We start from the raw sequence: 20,813 nt of genomic DNA on the forward strand, positions 1-20,813 counted from the left end.
CAGGGCAAGGTTGTCGGGTATTCGGGTCGAGGTTTTTGCATGCGCGCTATTCATCTGCTGCTGGTGTTGTCATTAGCTGTTTTAGGCGGGTGCGCCAGCGCGCCGAAAACCGTCACGCCGCCCATTCCGAGTACGCCACCACCAGCCCCGACCGCCAGCGCCGCTGCCAGCCACGACGAGTTGCTGTTTCATGCCTTCAGTCTGGTGGGCACGCCATACCGTTACGGTGGCAGTTCGCCCGACACGGGTTTTGACTGCAGCGGCCTGATCAATTATGTATACCGCGAGGCCGCAGGCGTGGCTCTGCCGCGCACGACCGCCGGGTTGAGCGCTTTGCCGGGCACTACTCCGGTACGCTCGCTGATGCCGGGAGATCTGGTGTTGTTTTCCACGGGCGGCAAGCGCGTTGATCATGCCGGCATTTATGTCGGCGATGGCCGTTTCTTGCATGCACCGAGTACCGGGGGCAGGGTGCGGGTGGATGATCTTCAGGCCAACTATTGGCAACGTGCCTACGCCAGTGCGCGTCGGGTGTTGGACTGACCCTGGATGTGGTGGCGTTTGCAGGATTTTCGGGGTTTGCTGGCAGACATGGTGCCCGCTGGTCATGGCTGGCCTGGCGGCCAGCGTCGCGGCGAGGCGCCCCTCCTACATAAGACTCCGTGCTTTCTGCAGGAGGCCCGACTCGGGGCGACGGCGTGCAAAGCGCACCCCGGCGAGGCGCCCCTCCTGCATAAGACTCCGCGCTTTCTGCAGGAGGCCTGACTCGGGGCGACGGTGTGCAAAGCGCGCCCCGGCGAGGCGCCCCTCCTACATAAGACTCCGGGCTTTTTGTAGGAGGCCCGACTCGGGGCGACGGCGTGCAAAGCGCGCCCCGGCGAGGTGCCCTCTTCTGATTACAGCGGCTGCAGCCGGTCGATCAATCTGTCCTTTTCCACCAGTTCAAGAAACTCATCCCCCAGACGTTGGCTTTCGGCCATGGCGCTGCGCCAATACGCCTCTCGGCCGGCATCATCACCAACAAAGCGATGATAATCCCGGCGGTCCGGCAGCTTGCCGTAGGGCAGACTGGCCAGGTAGGACGGGGAAGGCGCGGCCAGCATTACATCGCCGATCTGACCGACATTGGCCTTGCGCCAGGGCAGAGCCTTGTCGAACCAGCCCGGCACCACGCGACCGAGAAAGTGCGGATACAGCACGACGCCGGGCGCGCGCCAGGGCAGGTCAAGATGATAGTCGAGCAGTCCACCGTCGCGGTAGACGCCCTGGCTGGCGCCGGGAATATCCCGTACTGCTTCCATGACCATGGGGATGGAGCCGGAGGCCAGCAGCGCGAATCGCAGGTTGTCGGTGCTCAATGGCACGTAGCTGGTGACAAAGTCCTGCAGCTCGGCCACGGGCGGGCGAAGCCGCGGGTCATGCAGAATGATTCGCTCGAAATAGCGTTTGAGATGGCGGCGACCGAGCAGGTTGGCTCCGATGACGCCACCGAGGCCAAGCCCCAGACGCGAGGGGTGGTCGTGCTGCAACATCCGCAGGCTTTTTACCGCCACGACGCTCAGGTGATACGCCGGGTTGGTCAGGATGCTCTGGTCGTGGCCATCCAGCAACTCATCGAGCATCCGGCCACAACGGCGGCTGATCTCCGCTACCTTGATACCCTTGGGAAAACGCTGGGCGGTATACAGCTCGCCCAGTCGGCGCAAGCCTTCCACCGGGTCCGGCAGGCAGGCGCTGGCGAATCTCCAGCTGCCAATCGAGGCGCCGATGAGGCTGCGCGGTTGCGGTGCGCGAGGCAGCCAGTCACCAAAGAGGGCCATATCCAGGCCTTGAATTCCCAGTGCCTTGGGGCCTCCGGCTGCACCGGGAATGAGGTGCACATCGGCTGGCTGCAAGCCGTGAGTACGGATATGCTCAAGCGCTCGTTGACCAGCGCGCAGCGTGAGGGCAGGTTGGGTAATATGGATGGCGGTCATGCGGTTCCATGCACGGGCCCGAGATTGGCTCACGCTATTTTAAGGTTCAATTCAGTTTGCCGGTCTATTATTCAGTTGTATTCAAACAACGGAGCGACATGATATGAAAAAACTTATTGCACTGTCTTGCGCAGCTTTCTTGGGTCTGGGTTCGGCTGCCGTTTTTGCTGATGATGATGTCAGTTCCGCTGAAGCGGCAAAACTGGCTGAAGAAGGCAAGATCCAAACGCTGGAAAGCCTGGAAGAAAAGGCCCTGTCAGTCAAGGCCGGTGAGATCACCGACCGTGACCTGGAGCACGAATATGGCCGCTACATCTACAAGCTGGATGTCCGCGCTGCCGACGGTACTGATTGGGACATCGACATCGATGCCAGCACCGGTGAAGTTCTCAAAACAGAACAAGATGACTGATTTGCGTTCTGTACTGAAGCCAGCCGCCTTGTGCGGCTGGCTTTGTTTTGGCTTGATGGTGGGGGTACCCCAGGTGTCGGCTGATGAGGTTGATCATGATGAGGCGCTGGAGCTGGCGGAGCGTGGAGTGATCCTGCCTCTGCAATCGCTGATTGCCGATGCGTTGGGGCGCTATCCAGGCCGCTTTCTTGAAGCTGAGCTTGAATATGACGACGGTCGCTATATCTACGAGCTTGAAATAGTCACCCGCGACCGGAAGGTGCTGGATCTTGAATACGACGCCGTAAGCGGTGAGTTGCTTGATGTGGATGAGGATGACTGATGCGGTTGCTGCTTGCCGAAGACAATATTGCCTTGGCTGATACGCTCAGTGCCAGCCTGAAGCAGGCCGGTTATGCGGTGGATTGGCGTGCCGATGGCCGCGATGTGCAGCTGCTCGGCGAACAGGAGCCCTATGATCTGTGTGTTCTCGATCTCGGCCTGCCCGGGCGAGGCGGTATTGAGGTGTTGCAGGCCTGGCGCGAGCAGGGCATCGCCTTGCCGGTGCTGGTACTCACCGCACGAGGCAGCTGGACCGAACGGGTTGAAGGGCTGCGTGCCGGCGCCGATGACTATCTGACCAAACCTTTTCACCCGGAAGAGCTGTTGCTGCGTATTCAGGGGTTGTTACGCCGCAGTCATGGTCGTGAGCCGCAGAACCAACTGCGCGCGGTGGGCCTGACCCTCGACGAAGAGAGTCAGCAGGTCTCCGGCCCCGGACTCGATTCAGTGCAGTTGTCGGCCAGTGAGTTTCGGCTGTTGCGCTGTTTCATGCTGCAGGCGGGGAAGCTGGTATCCAAGGCAAAGCTGGCGGAACATCTGTATGACTATGAGGCTGAGCGGGACTCGAACGTGATCGAGGTGCAGATCAATCATCTGCGGCGCAAGCTGGGCAAACAGGCGATCGAAACCCGGCGCGGTCAAGGCTACATTCTGGTGGGCCTGGATTCGTGAAGTCCATCGGTCGCCAGCTGGGTGGTGGATTGCTGCTGGTATTACTGCTGACCGTGATGCTGGTGGGGCAGGGTAGCGTCTGGCTGTTCGACCGGGCGTTGCGGGACTATCTGAGTAATGATCTGCAGCGGGAAACGGATGCGCTGCTGGCGGCACTGATGCCGGGTACGGATGGTTTGTATCTGGATCTGCAGCGGGTCAGTCCCGATTACCAACGGCCCTTTTCCGGGCGTTATTTCGTGTTGCAGACCACTGAGCGCTGGCGTTCACGCTCCTTGTGGGATCAGCGCCTGCCGCTGGATGCCAAGGGGCTGGAGAACACCTTGATTCCCGGTCCCGCCGGGCAGCGCTTGCTGGTGCATTCAGGGCGTTTCAGCAAGATGGGCGAGTCGGTGAGCATCAGTGTGGCGATGGATTACGAGCCGCTGCTGCAGGCTTTTTCCCGTGCCAGATTGTGGATCTGGGGTCTTGGGGGGCTGGCGGTGGTTATCAGTCTGCTGATTCAGCAGGGGCTGCTGCGCCGTGCGCTGCGACCCTTGCATCGGGCCCGCCGTGAGTTGTCGGAATGGCACACTGGGCAGCGACTGGTACTCAGTGATGACGTGCCGCAGGAACTGCTGTCGTTGGTGGGCGAAATCAATCACCTGGGCGCGCAGGTGGATCAGATCATCCAGCGTTCGCGCAAGGGGGTTGGTGATCTCGGGCATGCGCTGAAGACGCCACTGGCGGTGACCGAGAGCTTGGTGCGCCAGGCCGAGCTGGATGCCGAGGCAAAGTCTGCCATCACCGCGCAGCTGGAGGATATCCGTCGGCAATTGGAGCGCGCATTACAACGCTCGCGCCTGGCGCCGGAGAGTCAGGCGGGCACACGCTTCAGTCCGGGGCAGGATTTACACTGGTTGATCGATTCGCTGCGGCAGATTCATGGTGAGCGGGTAGCTATCCGTGTGCCGGATCATGCAGGTGCAGACTGGCCTTTCGAGCGCGAAGACATGCTGGAGCTGTTGGGTAATCTGCTTGATAACGCCTGCAAATGGGCGCGCAGTTGTGTACGTGTGGATTGGCAGTTGAGCAGTCAGGCGCTGGAATTGCAGGTAGAGGATGACGGCCCTGGAATTCATGGCGAGGATAGAGACAAGGTGTTGCGCCGCGGTACCCGCTTGGACGAGAGGGTCAGCGGGCATGGGCTCGGCCTGGCGATCGTCGGTGATCTGGTCGAGGTGTACGGCGGAGAGCTGGAACTGCAGGACAGCGAGTTGGGTGGTCTGGCCGTGCGGGTGAGACTGCCGGTGTCGCGCAGGTAGTTATGCTACGTGCCTGATGGGAGCTACCGGAAGTGAGTGCTGGTCCACTGCTCAGGTCGTTCCCACGCTCCAGCGTGGGAATGCATGCCGGGATGCTCTGCGTCCCGCTTTTTGGCATTGTGCAAGGGGGCAGGCTCGGACGCGGGAGCGTCCAGGGCGCGGTTCCCACGCTGGAGCGTGGGGACCATCGGTTGGAGGGTGTTCTGCGTCCCGGTTCTGGCGCTGTGCAGGCGGCTGGTCCGGACGCAGGAGCGTCCAGGGCGCGGTTCCCACGCTGGAGCGTGGGAACCATCTGATAGTCGGGGCCGCTGGGACGTGGAGCGGGGCTCGTCAGAGCACCATTGCGGCTAGCCAACCGAAGGCGATCAGCGGCAGGTTGTAGTGCAGGAAGGTGGGTACCACGGTGTCCCAGATATGGCTGTGTTGACCGTCGACATTCAGGCCCGCAGTTGGCCCGAGTGTGGAATCGGAAGCCGGTGAGCCGGCGTCGCCCAGTGCGGCAGCGGTGCCGACCAGAGAGATAATCGCCAGCGGGCTGAAGCCGAGCTGCATGGCCAGCGGTACATAGATGGCGGCGATGATTGGAATGGTCGAGAAGGATGAGCCGATCCCCAGGGTGATCAGCAGTCCCACTATCAGCATCAGCAAGGCGGCCAGCGCCTTGTTATCACCGATGGCGGCAGCGGAGCTGGTGACCATGCTCTCGATGTGGCCGGTGGCTTGCATTACCGAAGCAAAGCCGTTGGCGGCAATCATGATGAAGCCGATCATGGCCATCATCTTCATACCTTCGGTGAACAGGTTATCGGCCTCGCCCCAGCGCACTACACCTGACACGGAGAACACGATGAAGCCCGCCAGCGCGCCCATGATCATCGAGTCCAGCCACAGCTGGATGGAGAAGGCAGCGATCACGGCGATCAGGGCTACCAGCAGCGTCTTGGGTGAGTAGCCGGTTTTTTCAGCCGGCTCGCCGGTGCTGCCCACCGCTGCAGCGGCGTAATCACGGGGTTTGCGGTAGCTGAAGCAGGCCACTGCCAGACCAAACAGCATGCCCAGCGCCGGAAGCGCCATGGCATGCATGACGTTAAGGCCGGTGATATCCAGACCACCGTCCTGCACGTTGGCCAGCAGGATGTCGTTGAGGAAGATGCCACCGAAACCCACCGGCAGAAACATGTAGGGCGTGATCAGGCCGAAGGTGAGGACGCAGGCAACCAGACGGCGGTCCAACCTCAGCTTGCCCATGACGAACAGCAGCGGCGGCACCAGCAACGGAATGAAGGCGATATGGATCGGCAGGATGTTCTGCGAGGCCATGGCCACTGCCAGCAGCATGAACAGCAGGATGACGCGCAGTTTGCCGGTACCACCCCCACGCTGACCGTTGATCATGTTCAGCGCCCGGTCAGCCAATGCTTGAGCGGTGCCTGATTTGGCGATGGCGACAGCAAAGGCGCCGAGCAGAGCGTAGCTCAATGCGACGTTGGCACCTTTACCCAGGCCATTCTGGAAGGCCTCAAGGGTGGCGTCCAGGCTCAGGCCACCGAGCAGGCCGCCGGTGACGGCGCCGATGATCAGTGCGACAACGACGTGCACTCGGCACAGACTCAGAATCAGCATTACTGCAACTGCAACGACCACTGCGTTCATGGTTACGTCCTGTGTGAAAAAATAACGTGCAAAGGGCAGGGCGCGTACTCTGCCGGATGACCGGGATGCTGTCAAAAGATACGGACGAAATCGCCGGCTGCCTCAACATCAGCAGACCGGGCGAATATCCAGCGTTATATTTTGAACCGCCCGAGCAAGTTGCTGATCTGCTGTCCGATACGGGCGAGATGCTCGCTGGCCTGGGCCGTCTGTTGCGCGCCGTCGGTAGTTTCTCGGGCCAGTTCGGCGGCTTCGGTGACGTTGCGATTCACGTCTTCCACTACGGTGGACTGTTGCGTGGTGGCGCTGGCAATCGAGGCGTTCAGGCTGACCAGGTGTTGCATGGATGTGGCGATCTGCTCCAACGCCTGCCCGGCCGCATTGACCTGCTCGACACTGAGCTCGGAATAGCGGCTGCTCTCATTGATCACGGTGACGGCCGATTGAGTGTTGGTCTGCAGTCGGGTGATCATGCCGTGAATCTCCTCGGTGGACTTCTGCGTGCGCTGGGCCAGATTGCGGACCTCATCGGCCACCACGGCAAAGCCACGGCCCATTTCACCAGCGCGGGCTGCCTCGATGGCGGCGTTCAGCGCCAACAGATTGGTCTGCTCGGCAATGGCGCGGATCACATCCAGAACGGTGGCGATTTCTCTGGCATCGGCGGATAGGGTTTCCATGTGCGCGACCGCAGTGCTCACGCTGCCGGACAGGTGACCGATCTGCTCGATGGTTTTCCCGACCTGTACCCGGCCAAAGTCGGCACCCTCGTTGGCGCTCTCCACTTCCAGGGCTGCCGCATTGGCGTTCTGCGCCACGTCCTGCACGCCATAGGTGATTTCATTGACCGCTGTGGCCATGAGTTCCATGCGTTCGGATTGGCGGGTCATGCCGGAGAGACTGGCATTGCTGATCTGATCCAGTTGCTGGCTGGCACTGATCATCTGGTTGGCGCCATCACTTAACTGACCGATCAGCTTGCGCAGGTTGCCGGTGAAGGTATTGAAGTGTCGGGCGAGCAGTGACAGTTCATCGCGGGCGTCGCTGTCCAGGGTGCGCGTCAGGTCGCCTTCGCCGTTGGCTATGTCACCCATGGCCTGAACCACCTGATTCAGCGGTCGGGTGATACTGCGGCCGATGATATACAGGCTGATCACCATCAACAGCAGGATTACCGCCACCACTGACAGTGCCCAGATGACCTGGCTGTGGAATCGGCTTTCCATGTCAGTGAGAAAAATGCCGGTGCCGATCATGTAGTCCCATGGCTTGAAGTGGGTGAAGGCAGCCAGACGCCGAACGGCATCGCCTGCACCGACCACACCACCGGGTTTGACCCAGAGATATTCATAATGACCCGTGCCCTGGGTGCGAGCAACATCGACCATCTCCTTGATCACATTGGGCCCTTTATCTTCACCGAGGGTGCTCAGGTCGACGCCTTCTGTCTCAGGCGCGAAAGGGTGCATGCGCATGACATAGTTCATGTCATTGACCCAGAAATATTCATTACCGCCGTAGCGCAAGCCGCGCAGGGTTTCCAGTGCCTGATGGCGGGCCTGTTCCGGACTCAGTTCGCCGCTGAGTTCCTTGGCATGGTAGGAGGCCAGCAGGGTGTGCGCGGTTTCAACCAAGTGGGTGGCCTTGGTGATCTCGGCGGTATGGATTTCCTTGCGCAAGTGGTCCAGGGAAATGAAGGTGAGCACCAGCAGGCTGGCGAGTGACACTATGAGGATGAGCCATATCCGCTGGCTGATTTTTATTCTTCGCAACAGGTCCATTTTTTATAATCTCCGACATCTTCCGAGGTAACGGCGGCTTGGCTGTTTCAGCCTGACTTTGACTGTTATCGGTCAGCTGCGGGGATACTGAAGTGTTTTTTGTGTGGAGGCTAGTGTCCAAGGGCTATTATTGGCGTGATGAATCTCTCGACCTGTATCCGTTCGTTTTACGGGTATCGCCGGCTCTGGGGGATCTTTCGACGCAGCCTCTGGCATGCTAAATTGCCGCGCTATTCGATACGGATGGCACTTTTACCCGCCACCTCGGTCTATCTGTTTGTTTCTCAAAGGATATTTTATGCAGTTATCTATCAAGAGCCTGTCCCTGACGGCGCTGCTGAGCGCGGCAGTGGTTTCTACTGCCGTCATGGCCGAGGCAAAAGGTGCCATTGAACCGCCAGATAATGCGGTTCTGACAGAAGATATTGCCGGCAAGGTGGTGGTGGGTTGGATCGAAAAGGGTTTGATTCTGCCGGAAGAGACTGCGGTGAAGATCAAGGTGGATTCCGGCGCGCTGACCTCATCCATGCATGCGGTCAATCTGGAGCGCTTTACCCGCAAGGGCAAGAAGTGGGTACGTTATGACGTGCCGGTGGTCGATGCCGATACCGGTCATCGGGTGACCCTGCACTTCGAGCGTCCGGTATTTCGTCAGATGACCGTGCGTGGCGCCGGTGGTGAGGATTATCGACCCGTGGTGAAGATGCGTATGTGCGTGGGTAACCGGATCTATGAGGAGCAGTTTTCCCTGCGTGATCGCAGCGACATGACGTATCCGGTATTGCTGGGTCGGCGTACCATCGAGCACATCGGTCTGATCGATGTGTCTGATACTTTCATGCTGCCGCTGGATTGCCCGGATGCCGCCAGCGAAGATGAGCGCAGCAGACAGCAGCTGATGAAAGAGGATGCCAGCCTGGTGGACGACAGTCAGATCGATAAGCCCTCGGAGCCTGAAGAGGAAGACCGTGAGGATCGTGAAGAGGAACGCAGTGAGTGACACTGCCGCGCTGCGGTCAGCCTGACAGCAGCCAGCCGAATGCCGCCGTGGCGATGACCACCAGCCACGGTGGCAGCTTCCAGAATACCAATGCAATGAGCGCAGCCAGGCCCAGGACGAAGTCCTGCGGGCGGTTGATGGCGCTGGTCCAGACCGGCTGATACAGCGCTGCCAGCAGGATGCCGACCACGGCGGCATTGACTCCGGCCAGTGCCGCTCGGGTCCGAGCGTTGTGACGCAGTTGTGCCCAGAATGGCAGAGCGCCGATGACCAGCAGGAAGGACGGCAGAAAGATCGCTATCAGGCAGATCAGGCCGGTGATCCAGGCCGGCGCGGCGGTCTCCATGGCGGTTCCCAGGAAAGCCGCAAAGGTGAACAGCGGACCCGGTACGGCTTGGGTTGCTCCATAGCCGGCGAGAAAGGTGTGGGTATCCAGTAATCCCGTCTGGACCGTCTCGGCCTGCAATAACGGCAACACTACATGTCCGCCACCAAAAACCAGTGAACCCACCCGATAGAAACTGTCCACCAGAGCCAGCATCTGGCTGGGGATCAGTGCGGTCAACAGCGGCAAGCCGATCAGTAAAGCGAAGAAAATTGTCAGTACCCAGCTGCCGGTGCGGCGGCTGACGTTAGTGGGCAGGTCGTCCGGCTGTTCATCAATGACCGGTTTGATCAGTAATACGCCGACCAAGCCGGCCATCAGCAAAACCAGGGGTTGGCTCCAGATAAAGGGCAGCATCAACACCACCGCCGCGCTGATGCCCATAAGGGTGACGCGCAGGCGATCGGGGCAGAGGGTGCGTGCCATGCCCCAGACGGCCTGGGCAACGACGGCCACAGCGACGACCTTCAGACCCTGAAGTACGCCCGAGTCCAGGTTGCCGTAATGCGACAGGGAGCTGGCAAACAGCATCAGCGCCAGTGCCGAGGGCAGGGTGAAGCCTATCCAGGCGGCCAGTGCGCCGCCGTAACCGGCACGGGAGAGTCCCAACGCCAGGCCGACCTGGCTGCTGGCCGGCCCGGGTAGAAACTGGCACAGGGCAACGAGGTCGGCATAACTGCGTTCGGACAGCCAGCGCCGGCGCACCACGAACTCATCGCGAAAATAGCCCAGGTGCGCGATCGGCCCGCCGAAGGAGGTCAGGCCCAGCCGCAGGAAGATCAGGAAGACCGACCAGGGGCTTCGGTTATCGGTGGGGGGCATGGGAGTGCTTGTCTGATCCTCGTCTGGGGTTACCACATCAGGTCGTCGGGTACCTTGAAGTCGGCATAGGGATCATCTTCTGCTGGCAGCTCGGCTTCGACCTTGGCGATGACAACGGGCCAATGTGGTGCCCGCTCTGCGACTTTTTCGGCAACCTCCAGAGGAATGACCTCGAAGTGGCCGGACAGTCGTACGATACCCAGCTTGCCGCGGCTGAGCATGTCGAACTGCTCCTCGGTCACGTAGATTTTCTTGATCTTGTTCTTGGTAACGAACTGATAGGCCGTCTCGCCACCGCTGCGGTCCAGTTTGGCCTGGGCGATCAGCTGTTTGGCCTGGGCTTCACGCTCGCGACGAGCGGCTTCTTCCTGGCGTTGCAGGTTCAACTGACGATCGCGCTCGACCTTCTCGTTACGCGCCTTTTCTACCGCTGCGGCGGAGTCATGCACTTTCTCCGGGGCATTCTTGGCCGCTTTCTTCTTGGCACGCTGGGCCTGCTTGAGTTTCTTTTCATCGACCAGTCCGGATTTGAGCAACTGGGCTTGCAGTGAATTGACCATGCTGTGGAACTACCTGTTACGCGGCTGAAAATGTGACGGGCATTCTAGCACCATCAGTCCTGTTGCTTCTCCCGCCTTTCCTGTGCTTCCAGTTCGGCTTGTCGTTCCTTGATGCGCTTCATCTGCTCGTCGCCGATGGGCATCTTGTTGGCGGTCTTGCGCAACATATACAGGCCGCCGATGACAGTTGCGAGAATGATGACGATAAAAACCCAGCCGATGCCGGACATATTGGTACTCCTGCCTGAAACCTGTACCTACAGGATGGTTGCTCCATCAGCGTATGGCAAATGAGGGGGCAGATGTTGAGTTTTATCCATTTATATTACTCGTCTTAAGTTGCGAATTAGTAATAATTTAGGTGATTATTCGCCATATTAGACGAATAGCAGTACGGGTTTTCATTTGTCTCAACGATCTTTGTTTTATCTCGTCATAAATGACGGATTAATATGGTAAATATTTATTATTCGACTATATTGACGATATGAAAATACACGAAACGCTGTCTGATGAGATGGTTCTGAGGGAATTGGGTGCCCGCATGGCACGCCAGCGGCTGGATCAGGGGCTGACACAGGCCATGCTGGCTGAGCAGGCTGGTATCTCCAAGCGCACGCTGGAGCGGCTGGAGGCAGGAGCATCCACGCAATTGACCAGTTTCATCCGTATTCTGCGTGTGCTGGAATTGATCCAGGGGCTGGATCAGCTTCTGCCTGCAGAAGGGCCGGCACCCATGGCGCTGTTGCGCGGCAAGGGACGGGCGCCTCAGCGTGTACGTCACCCCGTTGAGGTCCGTATACAGGAGCCTGACGCCGAATGGCAGTGGGGCGATGATTGATGACGACACTGGCCGAAGTACGCCTCTGGGGACGGACAATCGGTGCGGTATCTCTGACCGAAAACGATGAGGTTGGTCAGGTCTGTGAAGCCGTCAGCCGTTGGCCGGAGTTTGCTGCGCAGGCCGGTGTCGCGGAGCGGTGGATGGAGCAGATTCGCGGGCAGCTGAGGCTTGACTTAATCTGACGAAAGCTTAGAATGCGCGCCTGCTTCGATGATGGATACGCCTGTATCCTTGTTGATCAGATGCGCAGTGGTAGTTCAGTTGGTTAGAATACCGGCCTGTCACGCCGGGGGTCGCGGGTTCGAGTCCCGTCCACTGCGCCATATCCCAAAGCCTTTGACCAGTTGCTGGTCGAAGGCTTTTTTGTTTCTGCTACCTTTACACCCCGATCGTTCCTGCGCTCCCGGGTGGGAACGCAGGTTGGGATGCTCAGTTGCCGGGATACTCGGCGATGACTTCCAGCTCACCTTTTTTGGTCAAGCCTACGACCTGATAGGGATCCTGGCGGTCACCGTATTCCATGCCGGGCGAGCCCATGGGCATGCCGGGGACGGCTAAGCCCAGCAGATCGGGGCGCGCTTGCAGGGCCATGACCTGTTCAGCCGGTACATGGCCTTCGATGAACTGCCCGTTGATCACGGCGGTGTGGCAGGAACCCAGGCGCGGTGGTACACCCAGCTCCTGTTTCACGGTCGCCATGTTGGCTTCAACATGGTCATTGACCTCGAAGCCATTGCTTTCCATGTGTTTGATCCAGTCCTTGCAGCAGCCGCAATTGGCATCACGGTGCACATCAATGGTCAGGCTGTCGGCCGCCTGGGTTAAGCCGCCGAACAGCAGGGCGGTAAGGGCTACGAGACGTAGTCTGGTGCGCATGCGATATTCCTCTTTGCAATTATCGGTATTCAGCTGCAGCCGCCGCAGCAGGTAGTATGACCATCATGCGCGCCCGCCGCCGCAGCAGGATAGCCCGCTGCGTCCAGTGCCGTAATCAGCGCTGCGCTGTCGGCGCTTCCGGCGACCGTGACCTTGCCGTCCTCGAGGTTGACCTTGACGTCAGTCACACCGGCAACGGCGATCAGCGCTTCGGTGACATGTTTGACGCAGGTGTTGCAGGTCATTTGCTGAACATTCAACTGGATGGAACTCATGGTGGCGCTCCTGTTTGCGTGATATGCGCATTTTCAACCCTGACACCATGGCAAGGTCAACCCAGGCCTCCCCTTTTTATTGACTGTCTATAATGGGCATTGCGGCGGGGCATCGTCTCCATTCTTTCGCCAGTGAACGAGGGGTAGCAACGTGAGGATATTCACAATATTGGTCGGGGTAGTCTGTGCCTTGATTGGCCTGGCGCTGGCCCTGGGTGGCGGCTACCTGGCGGTGCTGGGCGGGAGCTGGTATTACCTGCCGGCGGGATTGGCGATAGTGGTCGCCGGCTTACTGATTGCCAAGGGGCGGCCCGCCGGAGCCTTGCTGTTTGCCCTGACCTTGTTGTTGTCAGCGGTCTGGGCGATATGGGATGCGGGCCTGGAATTCTGGCCGCTGGTGTCGCGACTGTTCATGCTGGCGGTGATGGGCATGGTCATCGCCTTTATTTATCCGGCGATGGTCCGCCGTACCGGGGTGGTCCCGGGGCGGGGCGCAACGGTAGTCTCGGTCGTGATGCTGGTCGGTGTTGTGGCTACCTTTGCCGCGATGTTCGTACCCATGAACTCGCAACTGGCCGAACGCGCGCCAGAGCGGACTCCGTTGCCGGAAAACTATGCCCAGGGCGACTGGATGCACTGGGGTAACACCACCCATGGCGATCGCTTCGCCGCGCTGGATCAAATAACCCCGGACAATATCGATCAGCTCGAAGTGGCCTGGACATTTCGTACCGGCGAGCTGCCCGAGAGTACCGGCTCCGGCGCCGAGGATCAGAATACCCCACTGCAGATTGGCGACACCCTCTATTATTGCAACGCCTACGGTAAGGTGTTCGCCCTGGACGTGGACTCCGGCGAGCAGCGTTGGATGTTCGATCCCGAAGGGCATGCGCCGGTGTGGCAGCGCTGCCGTGGCCTCGGCTATTTTGCCGAGGAGGGGGCACCGGTAAGCACTGATGCGTCGGCGGATGACGCAGCCGCAGCCAGCTGTCAGCGCCGCCTGTTTCTGCCCACCGGGGATGCCCGTCTGCTGGCTATCAACGCCCAGACCGGCGAACTCTGCGACGACTTCGGCGATAACGGCACGGTGGATCTGAAGGTGGACATGGGCGAGGTGAAGGACGGCTTCTACCAGCAGACCTCCACGCCGCTAGTGGCGGATGAGCTGGTGGTCATCGGTGGCCGTGTGGCGGACAACTTCCATGTGGGCGAGCCGCCCGGGGTGGTTCGAGCCTTCGATGCGCGCAGCGGCGACCTGATCTGGGCCTGGGATCCGGGCAACCCGCAGACGACCCGTCGCCCGCCAGCCGGGGAGACCTATACCCTGGGTACGCCCAACGTCTGGTCGGCGATGTCCTACGACGCCGAACTGGGCCTGATCTATCTGCCCACCGGCAATACCACGCCGGACTTCTGGGCCGGCCAGCGCACCGAGCTGGATGACAGATACAGCTCCTCGCTGGTCGCCGTCGAGGCGCAGACCGGGCAGGTACGCTGGCATTTCCAGATGACCCACCACGATATCTGGGACTTCGACCTGCCGGCGCAGCCATTGTTGTATGACGTTCCCGACGGGCAGGGAGGCAGCGTGCCGGCGGTGGTGCAGGTGACCAAGCAGGGCGAGATATTCATGCTCAATCGGGTGACCGGTGAGCCGATTGCCGAGGTGGAGGAGCGGCCTGTTCCCGCCGGTAATCTGGAAGGCGAGCGCTATGCCCCAACCCAGCCGTTTTCCGTGGGCATGCCATCGATCGGTAATGAGACCCTGGTGGAATCCGACATGTGGGGCGCGACCCTGCTGGATCAGCTGCTCTGCCGGATCCAGTTCGCCGACATGCGTCATGAAGGTGTGTATACGCCACCGGGGCTGGATCGCTCGTTGCAATATCCCGGTTCGCTGGGCGGCATGAACTGGGGCAGTGTCTCCGTGGACCCGACCACCAGTTACATGTTCGTCAATGACATGCGTCTGGGTCTGGCCAACTATATGTTGCCCAGAGAAGCGATCCCGGAGGAGGCCAGCGGTATCGAAATGGGTATCGTGCCGATGGAAGGCACGCCCTACGGCGCCATGCGCGAGCGTTTCCTGTCGCCGTTCGGCATTCCCTGCCAGAAGCCGCCATTCGGTACGATGTCCGCCATCGATTTGAAGACGGGTGAGCTGATCTGGCAGGTGCCGGTGGGCACCGTGCGCGACACCGGCCCGATGGGGATCAAGATGCGTCTGCCGATTCCGGTCGGCATGCCGACGCTGGGCCCGTCGCTGGCGACCGAGACCGGCCTGTTGTTCTTCGCGGGAACCCAAGACTACTATCTGCGGGCGTTCGACAGCTACACCGGCAAGGAAATCTGGAAATCCCGCCTGCCGGTGGGCAGCCAGAGCGGTCCGATGACTTATATCTCGCCGGATACCGGCAAGCAGTACATTGTCATCAGCGCCGGTGGCGCACGGGTGTCGCCGGATCGCGGCGATTACGTGATCGCCTACGCTCTGCCTTCTACTGAATGAATGGGACCTTCACGGCCCCATAAGTTGGCTCTCCCGCTAGCGCGTGAATATCGGACGCTGGCGGGAGCGTCTTTACTTACCTGTGAAAACCTCTTAGTCTTCCACCCGCTTCAGGTTCCTGCCCGATATTGTCCGGCAGGTGAAACTGGGAAGCCGGTGCGTCTTCTACAGACTATTCCGGCGCTGCCCCCGCAACGGTAAATGAGTGCCAGCATCGCGAAAGCCATGTGCTGGTGGATGATTCAGTATGACCACTGTGCTCTGCACGGGAAGGTCGAATCATCGGATACCAGTCCACTCATGAGCCCGGAGACCGGCCTGTCGCATGTCACGGCAGTGCGGCGGGCTCTGCGGGTGTAGCGTTTTCATGATGTGTCTGAAATCGTCTCCCCAACTCCGTTCGCCGACTGCATAACCAGCCATGCCGTACGGGTGAGTACGGCGACGGAGCACAGATGAAGTTTGTACGCACCTCCCTGGCGGCGGCCCTGATGGCCTCTGCCTGTTTTTCCCATGCCGAACCCCTTTCCCTGGATAACCAGACCGTTACTGCGACCCGCACCGGGCAATCGCTGGGGGCCAATCTGGGCGCGGTGACGCGATTGGATCAGCGTGCCATCCAGCGCCTGCAGCCGACCGACATACTGGACCTGCTACGGCGCACTCCGTCGCTGAGCATTGTCAACAATGGTGGAGCGGGCAAATCCAGCACGGTTGGCATCCGCGGTAGCAGCAGTGATCATGTGCTGGTATTGATTGACGGTGTTCGCATTGGCTCGGTTACCAGCGGTAGCGCGGCGCTGCACAACTTGCCCATCGAGCAGATCGAACGCATCGAGATCGTGCGCGGGCCACGTTCCAGCCTGTATGGCTCCGAAGCCATCGGTGGGGTGATCCAGATTTTCACCAAGCGCGGTACCGGGGGTGATCCCAAGCCCTGGATGTCGCTCACGGCCGGCAGCCGTAACCACCATGAGGGCAGTGCCGGCATATCCGGCGGAATCGGTCGGGGCTGGTACAGCGCGGCGGTGACCAGCCTGTCCACTCGGGGCATCGACGCCCGGCCAGGCCGTGGTGACCCGGATAACGATGGTTACCGCGAGCTCTCCGGTAATCTGCGCGCCGGTTATCGCTTCGACAATGGCCTGGAGCTGGAAGGCCATGTGCTGGAATCCCATTCACATAACGACTTCGACTCGGGCTACGAGGCCAATAACGACTCGAAGCTGAAGACCCACAGCCTCAATGCGCGCTTCTCACCCCTTGAACCCTGGCGGGTGACGTTGCAGGCAGCACGCAGCGAGGACAAGAACGACACCTTCAATGGCAGCGTCTTCAACAGCCGTTTCGATACCCGGCGCGACAGCCTGGGTTGGCAGAATGATATCGAACTGGGTACTGACCATCTGCTGACCCTGGGCTTCGACCATCTGACCGATGAGGTCAGCAGTAGTACCTCGTACAGCGAGGATCGCCGTATTAATAACGGTTACTACGCACAGTACCTGGGACAGCAGGGTGTTCATGAATGGCAGCTGAGTCTGCGCCATGATGACAATGAACAGTTCGGGCGCTACAACACCGGCAATATCGCCTACGGCCTGAGTGTTACTGACAGCCTGCAATGGGTCGCCAGCTACGGCACTGCGTTCAAGGCGCCGACCTTCAATCAGCTGTACTACCCCGGTTTCGGCAACCCGGCTATCAAGGAAGAAACCTCGCGCAATATCGAAACTGGCCTGCGTGGCGAGCATGACTGGGGTAACTGGTCGGTCAACCTGTTTCGCAATGAGGTGGATGACCTCATTTCCAGCGTGAACCTGGGTGGCGGTATTTATCTGTCAGAGAACGTGGACAAAGCAGTGATCAAGGGGGTCGAGTTCGAGATCGCCAGCCATTGGCTGGGCTGGGATTGGCGCAGCAACCTCACCTTGCAGGATCCTGCCAACCGCAGCGCGCGCGCCGGTCAGGGTGACCTGCTGCGTCGGCGTGCCGAGCAGATGTTCAATCTGGATGTTGATCGCCGCTTCGGGCGTGTCGGCGTCGGTGCCAATGTGCATGCCGAAGGCCGGCGTTGGGACAACGCCAGTAATACCACCGACCTGCATGGCTACAACACCGTCGACCTGCGCGCCGAGTACTGGTTCAGCCACGCCTGGCGCCTGCAGGCGCGTATCAGCAATCTATTCGATACCGACTACGAGACGGCTGCCAGCTATCAGCAACCGGGCCGGGCCGGGTATCTGACCGTTCGTTATCAACCCTTGTAACAAACCCGAAAACATCCGCAGGAGGATGAATCATGTTGGCATTATCCAAACGCAGCCAGGTGGCTGTCGGTATTGTACTGGTTCTGATGATGGCCATTACTCGGGGCAGCCATTTCAGCACCGTGAATTTGCTGGGCGCCTCATGGGCCGTGTTCTTTCTGGCGGGCGTATTGCTGCGTCCGCGTTGGGCCTTCCCGTTGCTGTTTCTGCAGGCGGTATTCATGGATGTGATGACTGTGGGCTGGGACAGTGCCGGCCACCATTGCATGACGGTGGCTTACTGGGCGTTGTTGCCCGGTTATGCTTCCTTGTGGCTGGGCGGTCGTTTGTATGCTGACTGGCACCGTGAGCATCCGGCCAGCCTGCTGGTACTGACGGCGAGCATGGCAGTCAGCGCGTTGGTCTGCCAGATATTCTCCAGCGGCGGCTTCTACTGGTTCTCTGGGCGCTATCCCGATCCGACGGTGATCGGCACCATCGAGCGTCTGGCGATCTATTATCCCAAGTCCCTTGGCGCGCTGGCTTTCTACGTGGCTATCGCGGTAGTGCTGTATGTTGGTTGGCAACTGCTGGCACGCCAGCGGGTTGCAGAAGGCCGTGAGGCATGAGTGAATCCATCGAGCGGGACGAACGTCACCTTCGGCGCATGCAGCGCAAGAAGGCGGTGGTCGATGAAAAGATTGCCCAGGCCCGCGAAGAGCGTGGCCTGCTGCTGGTATTGACCGGCAACGGCAAGGGCAAGAGCAGTTCGGCTTTCGGTATGGCGGCGCGCGCGCTCGGCCATGATATGCAGATCGGTATAGTGCAGTTTATCAAGGGTGCGGCGAGTACCGGTGAAGAGCATTTCTTCCGGCGTTTTCCGGAACAGGTGCGTTATCACGTGATGGGTGCCGGGTTTACCTGGGAAACCCAGGATCGTCAGGATGATATCGCGAAGGCCCAGGCTGCCTGGGCTGTGGCGGTTGAGTTGATGCGTGATGACAGTGTGGCGCTGGTAGTTCTTGATGAACTGAATATCGCCCTCAAGTACGGCTATGTGCAACTGGATCAGGTATTGGCGGATATTGCGGCGCGTCCGGCTCACCAGCATGTTGTGGTGACCGGGCGTGGTGCGCCTCCGGCACTGATCGACGCGGCGGATACAGTGACCGAGATGGGCGCGGTGAAGCACGCATTCAAAGCTGGAGTCAAGGCGCAGAAGGGAGTTGAGTTCTGATGACCATCCAATGCCCCGCGTTGCTGATTGCCGCCCCGGCCTCGGGCCAGGGGAAAACCACCATAACCGCTGCGCTGGCACGGCTGCACAGTCGCCAGGGGCGGAAGGTGCGGGTGTTCAAGTGCGGCCCCGATTATCTAGACCCGATGATCCTGCAGCGTGCCAGCGGTAACCCGGTTCATCAGATTGACCTGTGGATGGTCGGTGAGGCCGAGAGCCGCCGGTTATTGGCCGAGGCGGCAGCCGACGCCGACCTGATCCTGATCGAAGGGGTAATGGGATTATTTGACGGTACACCATCGGCCGCCGATCTGGCGCGTCGCTTCGGCGTGCCGATCATGGCGGTTATCGATGGCTCCGGCATGGCCCAGACCTTCGGTGCCATGGCTCATGGGCTGGCTACCTTTCAGGCGGATCTGCCGTTCGCCGGCGTGCTTGCCAACCGTACCGGCAGTCTCCGGCATGGCGAGATTCTGCGCGACAGTCTGCCGCCGGGTATGACCTGGTTTGGCGCCTTGCCACGGGATGCGAAAATGACCTTGCCGAGCCGCCATCTGGGCTTGGTGCAGGCGGAGGAACTGACGGATCTGGATAGCCGCCTGGACGCTGCAGCGGATGCGTTGGAACAGAGTTCGGATACTCGCCTGCCAGCGCCGCTGGCGTTTGCCGCGGTCACCGAGCAAGTCTTTGAGCCGCTGTTGCAGGGCGTGCGGATCGGCATCGCCCGGGACAGTGCTTTTGCTTTTCTCTACCCGGCGAATCTGGACCTGTTACGCCGACTTGGCGCGGACCTCACGTTCTTTTCCCCGCTGGCCGACCGGCAATTGCCGGAGGTGGATGCGCTGTATTTTCCAGGCGGTTACCCCGAACTGCATTTGGCGCAGCTTGAGGGCAATACCTGCATGTTGACGGCGATCCGCGCGCACCACGACGCCGGCAAGCCTATTCATGCCGAGGGTGGTGGGGTGCTGTATTTGTGCGAATCGCTGACGGGGGTCGATAAGCTGAGTGCGAGCCTGGCTGGGCTGCTGCCTGCCAAGGCGCAAATGCACCCCTGCTTTACCGCGCTGGCGATGCAGGAGGTGGCGCTGCCGGAGGGCACCTTGCGTGGTCACGCATTTCATCATGCAAGCATTGAGCATGCTGACGAGCCGTTGATACGTGGTGAGTGCCCAAACTATCGTCGTACTGCCGAGCCAGTCTGGCGCAGTGGCCGCCTGACAGCTTCATGTATGCACTTCTATCTGCCGAGCAATCCGGCAGCTGCTGCGGCGTTGTTTCGACCATGACTGACCTCGCTTTCTCCCCGGCAGAACGGGATGCCGTTTACCGGGTAATTCGCGAGCGCCGGGATATGCGGCATTTCTCTGGTGGTGTAGTCGAGCCGGAATTGCTGGAGCGCCTGCTGCAGGCGGCACATCAGGCGCCGAATGTCGGCTTGATGCAGCCCTGGCGTTTTATTCGCATCCAGAAGGCTGAGCTGCGCGAACGGATTGCTGAACTTGTTGAGCAGGAGCGTCAACGGACTGCCGAGGCGTTGGGTGAGCGTGGAGCGCAGTTTATGGAGCTCAAGGTGGAAGGCATTCGCGAGTGCGCCGAATTGCTGGTGGCCGCGTTGCCGGAGGGTCGCGAACAGCATGTATTTGGCCGCCGTACCTTGCCGGAGATGGACCTGGCATCACTCTCCTGCGCTATCCAGAACCTGTGGTTGGCAGCCCGTGCCGAAGGCCTGGGCATGGGCTGGGTCTCGCTGTTTGATCCGCAAGCCTTGGGTCAACTGCTCGGGCTGCCGAGCGACGCGCGTGCGGTGGCCATTCTGTGTCTCGGGCCAGTGCAGGCTTTCTATGAGCGGCCGATGCTGGTGGAGCAGGGCTGGGCAACCGAACGACCGCTGAGTGAGTTGCTGTTTACCGATGGCTGGGAGCAGCGGTGATGGC

24 protein-coding genes, 1 tRNA gene, 1 pseudogene and 1 riboswitch are annotated in these 20,813 nt (G+C 60.3%); of the genes and pseudogenes, 17 read left to right on the top strand and 9 right to left on the bottom strand.

The window, feature by feature from the left end:
- The first annotated feature begins 39 nt into the window (after positions 1-39).
- Positions 40-543, top strand: coding sequence for a C40 family peptidase (locus INT39_RS17495; RefSeq protein WP_193075291.1), 504 nt, complete (start codon positions 40-42; stop codon positions 541-543).
- Positions 544-549: 6 nt separating this feature from the next.
- Positions 550-765, top strand: coding sequence for a hypothetical protein (locus INT39_RS17500; RefSeq protein WP_193075292.1), 216 nt, complete (start codon positions 550-552; stop codon positions 763-765).
- A gap of 131 nt (positions 766-896) precedes the next feature.
- On the opposite strand, the gene INT39_RS17505 is transcribed toward INT39_RS17500, so the two are convergent.
- Positions 897-1,976: a patatin-like phospholipase family protein gene (locus INT39_RS17505; protein ID WP_193075293.1), complete on the bottom strand. Its 1,080-nt coding sequence runs from the start codon at positions 1,974-1,976 to the stop codon at positions 897-899.
- A gap of 103 nt (positions 1,977-2,079) precedes the next feature.
- Between INT39_RS17505 and INT39_RS17510 the strand changes: the two genes are divergently transcribed.
- Genes INT39_RS17510 through INT39_RS17530 form a run of 5 tightly spaced genes read left to right on the top strand, consistent with a single transcriptional unit; the run spans position 2,080 to position 4,981 of the window.
- Positions 2,080-2,388, top strand: a complete 309-nt coding sequence (locus tag INT39_RS17510) for a PepSY domain-containing protein (protein WP_090272424.1) — start codon at positions 2,080-2,082, stop codon at positions 2,386-2,388.
- Positions 2,381-2,710 (top strand): PepSY domain-containing protein, encoded by a 330-nt coding sequence (locus INT39_RS17515; protein WP_226944870.1) that lies wholly within the window; start codon positions 2,381-2,383, stop codon positions 2,708-2,710. The genes INT39_RS17510 and INT39_RS17515 overlap by 8 nt, the downstream gene beginning before the upstream one ends.
- A complete protein-coding gene (locus INT39_RS17520; RefSeq protein WP_193075294.1) occupies positions 2,710-3,381 on the top strand; it encodes a response regulator transcription factor in 672 nt (223 codons plus the stop codon). The genes INT39_RS17515 and INT39_RS17520 overlap by 1 nt, the downstream gene beginning before the upstream one ends.
- Positions 3,378-4,685 carry a sensor histidine kinase gene (locus INT39_RS22860; protein ID WP_193075295.1) on the top strand — a complete coding sequence of 436 codons (1,308 nt, stop codon included), beginning with the start codon at positions 3,378-3,380 and terminating at the stop codon, positions 4,683-4,685. The genes INT39_RS17520 and INT39_RS22860 overlap by 4 nt, the downstream gene beginning before the upstream one ends.
- A gap of 32 nt (positions 4,686-4,717) precedes the next feature.
- A complete protein-coding gene (locus tag INT39_RS17530) occupies positions 4,718-4,981 on the top strand; it encodes a hypothetical protein (protein ID WP_193075296.1) in 264 nt (87 codons plus the stop codon).
- 34 nt (positions 4,982-5,015) lie between these two features.
- Here the strand turns inward: INT39_RS17530 and INT39_RS17535 are convergent, their stop codons facing one another.
- From INT39_RS17535 to INT39_RS23045, 3 genes and pseudogenes are all read right to left on the bottom strand, one after another.
- Positions 5,016-6,338, bottom strand: coding sequence for a Na+/H+ antiporter family protein (locus INT39_RS17535; RefSeq protein WP_193075297.1), 1,323 nt, complete (start codon positions 6,336-6,338; stop codon positions 5,016-5,018).
- A gap of 134 nt (positions 6,339-6,472) precedes the next feature.
- Positions 6,473-7,282 (bottom strand): methyl-accepting chemotaxis protein, encoded by an 810-nt coding sequence (locus INT39_RS23040; protein WP_413468945.1) that lies wholly within the window; start codon positions 7,280-7,282, stop codon positions 6,473-6,475.
- A gap of 48 nt (positions 7,283-7,330) precedes the next feature.
- Positions 7,331-8,119, bottom strand: a pseudogene (locus tag INT39_RS23045) (cache domain-containing protein); the annotation flags it as partial.
- A gap of 298 nt (positions 8,120-8,417) precedes the next feature.
- On the opposite strand from INT39_RS23045, the gene INT39_RS17545 reads away from it, so the two are divergent.
- Positions 8,418-9,119, top strand: coding sequence for an ATP-dependent zinc protease (locus tag INT39_RS17545; RefSeq protein ID WP_226944871.1), 702 nt, complete (start codon positions 8,418-8,420; stop codon positions 9,117-9,119).
- 16 nt (positions 9,120-9,135) lie between these two features.
- Here INT39_RS17545 and chrA read toward each other — a convergent pair whose 3' ends face one another.
- The 3 genes from chrA to INT39_RS17560 are packed head-to-tail and all read right to left on the bottom strand — an operon-like array spanning position 9,136 to position 11,116.
- Positions 9,136-10,326: a chromate efflux transporter gene (gene chrA, locus INT39_RS17550; protein WP_193075299.1), complete on the bottom strand. Its 1,191-nt coding sequence runs from the start codon at positions 10,324-10,326 to the stop codon at positions 9,136-9,138.
- 29 nt (positions 10,327-10,355) lie between these two features.
- Complete coding sequence (locus tag INT39_RS17555; RefSeq protein WP_193075300.1) at positions 10,356-10,886, bottom strand: DUF2058 domain-containing protein; 531 nt, start codon at positions 10,884-10,886, stop codon at positions 10,356-10,358.
- A 53-nt stretch (positions 10,887-10,939) separates the two neighbouring features.
- Positions 10,940-11,116 (bottom strand): DUF2897 family protein, encoded by a 177-nt coding sequence (locus INT39_RS17560; protein WP_193075301.1) that lies wholly within the window; start codon positions 11,114-11,116, stop codon positions 10,940-10,942.
- 257 nt (positions 11,117-11,373) lie between these two features.
- Here INT39_RS17560 and INT39_RS17565 point away from each other — a divergent pair, with 257 nt between their 5' ends.
- The 3 genes from INT39_RS17565 (at position 11,374) to INT39_RS17575 (ending at position 12,053) form a co-directional block, all read left to right on the top strand.
- Positions 11,374-11,727, top strand: coding sequence for a helix-turn-helix domain-containing protein (locus tag INT39_RS17565; protein ID WP_193075302.1), 354 nt, complete (start codon positions 11,374-11,376; stop codon positions 11,725-11,727).
- Complete coding sequence (locus INT39_RS17570) at positions 11,727-11,912, top strand: hypothetical protein (RefSeq protein WP_193075303.1); 186 nt, start codon at positions 11,727-11,729, stop codon at positions 11,910-11,912. Before INT39_RS17565 ends, INT39_RS17570 begins: the two co-directional genes overlap by 1 nt.
- 64 nt (positions 11,913-11,976) lie before the next feature.
- Positions 11,977-12,053: transfer RNA gene (locus INT39_RS17575), tRNA-Asp, on the top strand.
- A gap of 106 nt (positions 12,054-12,159) precedes the next feature.
- Here INT39_RS17575 and INT39_RS17580 read toward each other — a convergent pair.
- Both INT39_RS17580 and INT39_RS17585 read right to left on the bottom strand, forming a co-directional pair.
- Positions 12,160-12,606: a DUF411 domain-containing protein gene (locus INT39_RS17580; RefSeq protein ID WP_193075304.1), complete on the bottom strand. Its 447-nt coding sequence runs from the start codon at positions 12,604-12,606 to the stop codon at positions 12,160-12,162.
- Between the two features lie 29 nt (positions 12,607-12,635).
- Positions 12,636-12,881, bottom strand: a complete 246-nt coding sequence (locus tag INT39_RS17585; protein WP_193075305.1) for a heavy-metal-associated domain-containing protein — start codon at positions 12,879-12,881, stop codon at positions 12,636-12,638.
- Positions 12,882-13,032: 151 nt separating this feature from the next.
- Between INT39_RS17585 and INT39_RS17590 the strand changes: the two genes are divergently transcribed.
- The 6 genes from INT39_RS17590 to bluB all read left to right on the top strand — a co-directional run bounded on the left by INT39_RS17590 (position 13,033) and on the right by bluB (position 20,809).
- Positions 13,033-15,390, top strand: a complete 2,358-nt coding sequence (locus tag INT39_RS17590; RefSeq protein ID WP_319021384.1) for a membrane-bound PQQ-dependent dehydrogenase, glucose/quinate/shikimate family — start codon at positions 13,033-13,035, stop codon at positions 15,388-15,390.
- Between the two features lie 95 nt (positions 15,391-15,485).
- Positions 15,486-15,727, top strand: a riboswitch (cobalamin riboswitch).
- A 118-nt stretch (positions 15,728-15,845) separates the two neighbouring features.
- Positions 15,846-17,660 (top strand): TonB-dependent vitamin B12 receptor, encoded by a 1,815-nt coding sequence (gene btuB / locus INT39_RS17595; protein WP_193075306.1) that lies wholly within the window; start codon positions 15,846-15,848, stop codon positions 17,658-17,660.
- Between the two features lie 32 nt (positions 17,661-17,692).
- Positions 17,693-18,268, top strand: a complete 576-nt coding sequence (locus INT39_RS17600) for a hypothetical protein (RefSeq protein ID WP_193075307.1) — start codon at positions 17,693-17,695, stop codon at positions 18,266-18,268.
- Positions 18,265-18,876 carry a cob(I)yrinic acid a,c-diamide adenosyltransferase gene (gene cobO / locus INT39_RS17605; protein ID WP_193075308.1) on the top strand — a complete coding sequence of 204 codons (612 nt, stop codon included), beginning with the start codon at positions 18,265-18,267 and terminating at the stop codon, positions 18,874-18,876. Before INT39_RS17600 ends, cobO begins: the two co-directional genes overlap by 4 nt.
- Positions 18,876-20,165: a cobyrinate a,c-diamide synthase gene (locus INT39_RS17610; protein ID WP_413468944.1), complete on the top strand. Its 1,290-nt coding sequence runs from the start codon at positions 18,876-18,878 to the stop codon at positions 20,163-20,165. The genes cobO and INT39_RS17610 overlap by 1 nt, the downstream gene beginning before the upstream one ends.
- Entirely contained in the window at positions 20,162-20,809 is a 648-nt protein-coding gene (bluB, locus tag INT39_RS17615; RefSeq protein WP_193075309.1) for a 5,6-dimethylbenzimidazole synthase, read from the top strand. Before INT39_RS17610 ends, bluB begins: the two co-directional genes overlap by 4 nt.
- The last annotated feature ends 4 nt before the right edge of the window (positions 20,810-20,813 follow it).

The sequence above is a fragment of the Pseudomonas sp. FME51 genome (assembly GCF_014897305.1).

Bases quoted from the DNA above. Each gene is read 5' to 3' on its own strand.
- INT39_RS17495 (WP_193075291.1), top strand. From the start codon at position 40: ATGCGCGCTATTCATCTGCTGCTGGTGTTGTCATTAGCTGTTTTAGGC.
- INT39_RS17500 (WP_193075292.1), top strand. From the start codon at position 550: ATGTGGTGGCGTTTGCAGGATTTTCGGGGTTTGCTGGCAGACATGGTG.
- INT39_RS17505 (WP_193075293.1), bottom strand. From the start codon at position 1,976: ATGACCGCCATCCATATTACCCAACCTGCCCTCACGCTGCGCGCTGGT.
- INT39_RS17510 (WP_090272424.1), top strand. From the start codon at position 2,080: ATGAAAAAACTTATTGCACTGTCTTGCGCAGCTTTCTTGGGTCTGGGT.
- INT39_RS17515 (WP_226944870.1), top strand. From the start codon at position 2,381: ATGACTGATTTGCGTTCTGTACTGAAGCCAGCCGCCTTGTGCGGCTGG.
- INT39_RS17520 (WP_193075294.1), top strand. From the start codon at position 2,710: ATGCGGTTGCTGCTTGCCGAAGACAATATTGCCTTGGCTGATACGCTC.
- INT39_RS17535 (WP_193075297.1), bottom strand. From the start codon at position 6,338: ATGAACGCAGTGGTCGTTGCAGTTGCAGTAATGCTGATTCTGAGTCTG.
- INT39_RS23040 (WP_413468945.1), bottom strand. From the start codon at position 7,282: ATGATCAGTGCCAGCCAGCAACTGGATCAGATCAGCAATGCCAGTCTC.
- INT39_RS17545 (WP_226944871.1), top strand. From the start codon at position 8,418: ATGCAGTTATCTATCAAGAGCCTGTCCCTGACGGCGCTGCTGAGCGCG.
- chrA (WP_193075299.1), bottom strand. From the start codon at position 10,326: ATGCCCCCCACCGATAACCGAAGCCCCTGGTCGGTCTTCCTGATCTTC.
- INT39_RS17555 (WP_193075300.1), bottom strand. From the start codon at position 10,886: ATGGTCAATTCACTGCAAGCCCAGTTGCTCAAATCCGGACTGGTCGAT.
- INT39_RS17560 (WP_193075301.1), bottom strand. From the start codon at position 11,116: ATGTCCGGCATCGGCTGGGTTTTTATCGTCATCATTCTCGCAACTGTC.
- INT39_RS17565 (WP_193075302.1), top strand. From the start codon at position 11,374: ATGAAAATACACGAAACGCTGTCTGATGAGATGGTTCTGAGGGAATTG.
- INT39_RS17570 (WP_193075303.1), top strand. From the start codon at position 11,727: ATGACGACACTGGCCGAAGTACGCCTCTGGGGACGGACAATCGGTGCG.
- INT39_RS17580 (WP_193075304.1), bottom strand. From the start codon at position 12,606: ATGCGCACCAGACTACGTCTCGTAGCCCTTACCGCCCTGCTGTTCGGC.
- INT39_RS17585 (WP_193075305.1), bottom strand. From the start codon at position 12,881: ATGAGTTCCATCCAGTTGAATGTTCAGCAAATGACCTGCAACACCTGC.
- btuB (WP_193075306.1), top strand. From the start codon at position 15,846: ATGAAGTTTGTACGCACCTCCCTGGCGGCGGCCCTGATGGCCTCTGCC.
- INT39_RS17600 (WP_193075307.1), top strand. From the start codon at position 17,693: ATGTTGGCATTATCCAAACGCAGCCAGGTGGCTGTCGGTATTGTACTG.
- cobO (WP_193075308.1), top strand. From the start codon at position 18,265: ATGAGTGAATCCATCGAGCGGGACGAACGTCACCTTCGGCGCATGCAG.
- INT39_RS17610 (WP_413468944.1), top strand. From the start codon at position 18,876: ATGACCATCCAATGCCCCGCGTTGCTGATTGCCGCCCCGGCCTCGGGC.
- bluB (WP_193075309.1), top strand. From the start codon at position 20,162: ATGACTGACCTCGCTTTCTCCCCGGCAGAACGGGATGCCGTTTACCGG.